The following is a 5,320-nucleotide window of genomic DNA, read 5'->3' as shown; positions in this document are numbered from 1 at the left end:
AGTTTGCTGATGGCACCTTCTGGACGTGGTCGGGCATGACCTCGACAGGGTTGAATCAAGCAGGAACTGCGGGTGAGGACACATTGCTTGGCTGGTCCGGCAACGACATCATCCACGGAGAAAATGGTAACGATACTCTGGACGGAGGTACCGGTGCCAACCAGCTGTACGGCGACGCGGGTAATGACATCATCAAAGTTGCCAGCGGCTCTGCAGGCAATACCTTGGTCGGTGGCGCAGGTAACGACACCTTAACCGGCGGATACGGCGCCGACACCTACGTTTTTAACCGGGGTGATGGTCATGACACGATCAATGAATACGATCCAGGGGGCAGCGCAACTGACACGCTTGCGTTCGGTACGGACATTAGCCCACAAGATCTGTGGTTCCGACGTAACGGTTTTGACTTAGAGGTTAGTGTCATTGGTGGGGATGAGAAGGTCACTATTGGCAGTTGGTATCAATCCAGTGCCTATCATGTCGATGCGATCAAGACGGCCAATGGAGGGACGCTTTTGGACAGTCAGGTTCAGAACTTGGTAGACACCATGGCTTCTTTTGGAGTGGCAGCCGGGGCTGAGACAACCCTCACCAGCGACCAGCGAACACAGCTCGATTCTGTGCTTGCTGCTAACTGGAAATAGCGATCCATCAAATACGAAAGAAACATAAGAAGATGCTTCCGCGCAAACAAACATTGCGAGGGGAGCATCTGTACCCACCCGATGATTCTGAAGCAGAGAGGGATAATGATTACAAAGGACGATCCGCGTTTGAGCAGACCTATGACCCCAGCGCAATATGCAGCCAACTGGGCAGTTGAAGCGTCCAGTTTCGCTAAGCATGGCGATTACGCATGGATGGCCAGTTTCCTGCCTAAGCGTCAGCCTGTACTTGAGATCGGTTGTGGTTCCGGTGCAAGTACTTTGGCGCTTATCCAAGCCGGCCATCCAGTCGTTTCTGTCGAGCAAAACGAGCACATGGCTGAAGCTGCATATGATTTGCTTCTCAGTCAGGGCATCTCAGTAAAACGACATACCCTCGATGATCTGACACCGGAAGGACTGGCAACGGAACACCAAGCGCACATCGTTCTGGGAGATGTGTTTGATGTCGGGATTTCAAGTCGCTTGCCCGCGGATTACTTCAACGCTATGACTTGTTGGCTGATCGGTTCGACCCCTGCATTTGTCAACGCAACGTTGGCCGAGCATGCAGGCGAACCAGAAAATTGGGACCCGGCAGATTACAGATGGTTGATCCATCAGCGTTGTGTCGCTCTTTCAAAGGAGATTTTGAAAGCGAAATCTTCCCTGCATTTTGTCGATCGAGCGGGTATCTCTTCTTGGGCATCCAAGGATCAGTATCGACAAGGATGGGCTGAGGGCTATAACGAGAAGCTGAAACTAGGCGGTTTGCTTGTCACCAAGGACATAATGTTTCGCAAGTTTAGTGTGGCTCTTGGTACCTCACAGATTCAATATGGAAAATCGATACAAAATGCTGAACAAGGAGTAGGGGTGTTCAGTGCGGTGAATATTTCTGTGAACTGATGAGGGGCGTCTTTAGCAGATGGGTACACGGTAGCGATTTGACTTCTTGTCTCTCCATCTGCTTTGGAGGCCTTTGGATTGGAGAACTCAAGATTTTACTTCCTCTACAAGTGTGTTCCACGATCCTTTTTGAATCAGCGCGTTGTACGTTCTACCGGCCTGAAGTGTCCATTCGGCAATCCCACTCAAGTGGCGCATTTCGCTTGATGACCCCCTTAGAAAATTGACCGCAGAGCGACTTGTTTTCCGCGCAAATCCTTTCCACCTAGCCACTCAACATTCCGCTTGTCGCAACCCCTGCATGAAAAATTGACTGGTAAGCCACTTAGACGTTAACTGTACAAAAATACAGTACTTGTAGAAGGCTGCGCCATGAGCTTTACCGTCCTAGGTCCACTCACTGAGGGAGGCATCAAGCTTCCCCACTGCTCCTTTCGGGTACCCGCTGGCTTTCCTTCGCCCGCTGCTGACCACATAGAACAGCACATTTCCCTGGACGAAATCCTGAACATCCGGGCACCACACGTGTACCTGATCTCCATCGCGGGTGACAGCATGCAAGGTGTTGGAATCTTCGACGGTGATCTAGCCATCGTCGATCGCGCATTGGAGGCTGGCCACAACGACATCGTGGTGGCATTGCTGAACAACGAACCCATGTGCAAGCGCCTTTGCAAGCGCGGTACTCAGATGATCTTGCTTTCAGAGAACCCAAAATACCCACCACGATACGTTCTCGAAGGCGACGAGCTTTCCATCTGGGGTGTGATCACCAGCAGCGTGCGCAGCCATGTCTAAAAAGCTGGTGCCGGTGTTTGCGCTGATCGATTGCAACAGCTTCTACGCCAGTTGCGAGCGAGTGTTCCGACCTGATTTAGCGCGTGTGCCCATCGTAGTGCTGAGCAACAACGACGGCTGTGTGATCGCACGCAGTTACGATGCCAAACCCTTCGTGAAAATGGGGGAGCCGTACTTCCAGATCAAGCACAAACTCAAGCAACACGGCATCGTTCCTTTCTCCTCAAACTATGCGCTGTATGGAGACATGAGTGAGCGAGTGATGACGTTAATCGAATCGATGGTGCCGGCGGTGGAGGTCTACAGCATCGACGAGGCGTTTGCTGATTTAACGGGCATCTCCGACCTGGACGCACTCGGGCGGCGGATTCGTAGTCAGGTGTTGCGTTGCACAGGCATACCCGTCGGCGTAGGAATCGCACATACGAAGACGCTGGCCAAGCTCGCGAACCACACCGCAAAACGCCTTCAAGCTGAAACGGGTGGTGTGGTCGATATCTGTGACCCCTTCAAGCGCGATTGGGTGCTGCGCAACACGGATGTATCTGAGGTGTGGGGTGTCGGTCGCCGCATGAAAATGCACCTGGACGCACTGGGCGTTAAAACCGCCATGGACTTGGCCAAGGCTGATCCGCGGATGCTGCGCACGAAATTCAGTGTTGTCATCGAGAAGACCGCCAGGGAGTTGGCTGGAACGCCTTGCCTTGAATTGGATGAGCCTGATCCACCGAAGCAGGAAATCTGCTGCAGCCGTATGTTCGGGAAGCGCCTCACCGAGTTGGCGCCGATCAAGGAGGCGGTGGCGACCTACATGATGCGCGCGTCGGAGAAGCTTCGAGCCCAAGGCTCGGTGTGCAAGAAAATCCGCGTCAGCATCCGAACGGGCATGTTCAATCCCGACGAAGCCAAGTTCGCCAATGGGGTAGTGGTGGACCTGCCTTATCCCACCGACGATGTGAGGCTGCTGACCAAGGCAGCCGTGGATGCGCTTGAGCGTGTGTACCGGCCAGGTTTCAAGTACAGCAAAGCCGAGGTCATGCTCCTCAACCTTTGCCAACCGGGCGAGTACACGGATGATTTGTTCGCCGTCTCACAGCCATCAGAGGCGACTAAGGTCATGGCCGTGTTGGACAAGATTAATGGGCGGTGGGGAAGGGGAACGCTACGTGCGGCGAGCGTGCCGAGTAATCCTGATTGGGCGATGCGACGGGAGATGATGAGTCAGAGCTTTACCACGAGGATTGATCAGCTTTGGACGGTTCAGTGCAGATGAGATATATAGGGCCCACGTCAACAAAGCTATCCACAAAATGAGTGGGTATATCTGTGGATAATGTCCTGAGAAGCGCAGAGCGTAGAGCCTGTCACTTGTTGGTCATTAACTGATCATGCTGGGGCGTTCCGCCGGAAGATTCTGCGTGTTTTTAGTGGCGATGGGCATGCTCGAGAGGTGTTGCAATTTCAGGCGCTTCAGCATCGGTCGGGAGTGCCGATAGGATGAGAGTAGGAAGGCTGCTGCTCTGACACTCTTAAACCCGGATCAAGGATCGACTGCATATGCAGGCTATTTCCCAACAGAACCAAGCTATAACCCCGTCCGAATCTGAAAGTAAGCCACCGAGCCATATAGCGACTGTTAGGGCGCTCTGTGCGCTGGCATTCGTAGCGTTTATTCTGGTAGCAGTTTCTGGCTTCGCGGTCCGGTCGAGTACGCCGCACCCCACAATATTTATCCTCTCAGCCACAGTCTCGATTCTTATCAGCTTCTACATTCTGATGAGCCTTATCGAGATCAAGCTCACGCAGAAGCTGATGCACCTGAAATCGAGCTTGCTGATTTGGGCTGTGTTTTTAGGTGGGCTAAGCGTTTTCGCCAAAATCGACGCTCAAGCGGAAGTCAATCAGATTTTTCACGTTGACCCGTCTCTGCTACCGATGACATTGGCTGCAGCGACATTCATGCATGCTTTGGCAAAGCTCGAACTGATGTTCTACCTGATTTTTTTAGCGTCTTTTTTTCTATTCGCCCTGTACTCCAAGGCGCGTCGAAAAGGGCAACGAACCGCCGGTTATGCGGTTTGCCATTTATCAAACTGTTTGGTATTCCTAATTACTGCCATAGTAGTTACACAAGTGATGGCATCAGCTGAGCGTCGCGGTGAGGTGCTCTATAGATTTGCCCACGCAGCTGACTTCAATAGTTTTTCACCGTGCACCAACGTCCGACCTGACGAGTTTGACGTGCTATATCTCGACAGCAGCAGAAACAAAATACTGATCGCTCCTAAAATCACCACCAGTGAAGATATTGAGCCTGAGAAGTACCCGTTGCTGAAATACGTTCAGGTACCGCGGGAATTCAGAACGTTGGAGTGTGAGTACAAAAATCTCGGTGAGATATAAATTCGAAGAAGTGAGTCGCCGGTTGCTTCGCCGACTTGGACAGCTTTTCTCCACTGTGAGCGCCCGCAAGGGCGCCAAGTTCTTCATCGAGGTTGAGCGCCCCCACCCAAGCGAGTGGATCTCGCTAGGTTGACAGTCTTGCCATGAAATTCTCGATCCAGGTACGGACCATTTCTGAGTAGGGTGCCTCGGGTTTGGCCATCTCTCCCATCTCCAACAATGTGCGGTCCTGCATCAGCGCAAGGCGCTTGAGAACATTGTGTAGCGTTGGGCCGGGCAAAGTTGCTAGTGGTAAGTTAGTCAATTCACCGATGATTTCTTGCAGGTCGACGACCAGCTCTCCGAGGAACTCCAGGCGGCGAAGTAATCGAGTTCGATCTTGAACCAGGCCGAGTCGGTTCAGTCCATAAACCTGGATTGAAACGGCGCCTCGCTCACTCGTCTCTCCTGGCGCTTTGCCAGGGAGAACGAGACTTAAAAGGGAGTCACTGTCGATATGGAAACGCAGATGTTTGAATCGCCCCTAGTTTCGTAGACACCTCCAAGCCTTAAAATGAGGCCCA

General features: G+C 52.6%; 5 protein-coding genes. All 5 read left to right on the top strand.

The window, feature by feature from the left end:
* On the top strand, positions 1 to 647 hold a 647-nt coding region (locus K0F88_RS31865), incomplete at its 5' end, for a calcium-binding protein (RefSeq protein ID WP_219097859.1).
* Between the two features lie 141 nt (positions 648 to 788).
* On the top strand, positions 789 to 1,556 hold the full coding sequence (locus tag K0F88_RS31860; protein WP_219097858.1) for a bifunctional 2-polyprenyl-6-hydroxyphenol methylase/3-demethylubiquinol 3-O-methyltransferase UbiG: 768 nt from the start codon (positions 789 to 791) through the stop codon (positions 1,554 to 1,556).
* A gap of 372 nt (positions 1,557 to 1,928) precedes the next feature.
* On the top strand, positions 1,929 to 2,354 hold the full coding sequence (locus K0F88_RS31855; protein WP_219097857.1) for a LexA family transcriptional regulator: 426 nt from the start codon (positions 1,929 to 1,931) through the stop codon (positions 2,352 to 2,354).
* The gene (gene umuC / locus K0F88_RS31850) at positions 2,347 to 3,627 is read left to right on the top strand and encodes a translesion error-prone DNA polymerase V subunit UmuC (protein WP_219097856.1); all 1,281 of its coding nucleotides are present in this window, start codon (positions 2,347 to 2,349) and stop codon (positions 3,625 to 3,627) included. The genes K0F88_RS31855 and umuC overlap by 8 nt, the downstream gene beginning before the upstream one ends.
* A gap of 284 nt (positions 3,628 to 3,911) precedes the next feature.
* Positions 3,912 to 4,757 carry a hypothetical protein gene (locus K0F88_RS31845; RefSeq protein WP_219097855.1) on the top strand — a complete coding sequence of 282 codons (846 nt, stop codon included), beginning with the start codon at positions 3,912 to 3,914 and terminating at the stop codon, positions 4,755 to 4,757.
* Positions 4,758 to 5,320 lie beyond the last annotated feature (563 nt).

It is taken from the genome of Pseudomonas sp. UMAB-40, assembly GCF_900095275.1.
Taxonomy (GTDB): Bacteria; Pseudomonadota; Gammaproteobacteria; order Pseudomonadales; family Pseudomonadaceae; genus Aquipseudomonas; species Aquipseudomonas mandelii_B.
This window is presented reverse-complemented; position numbering and strand designations above follow the sequence as displayed.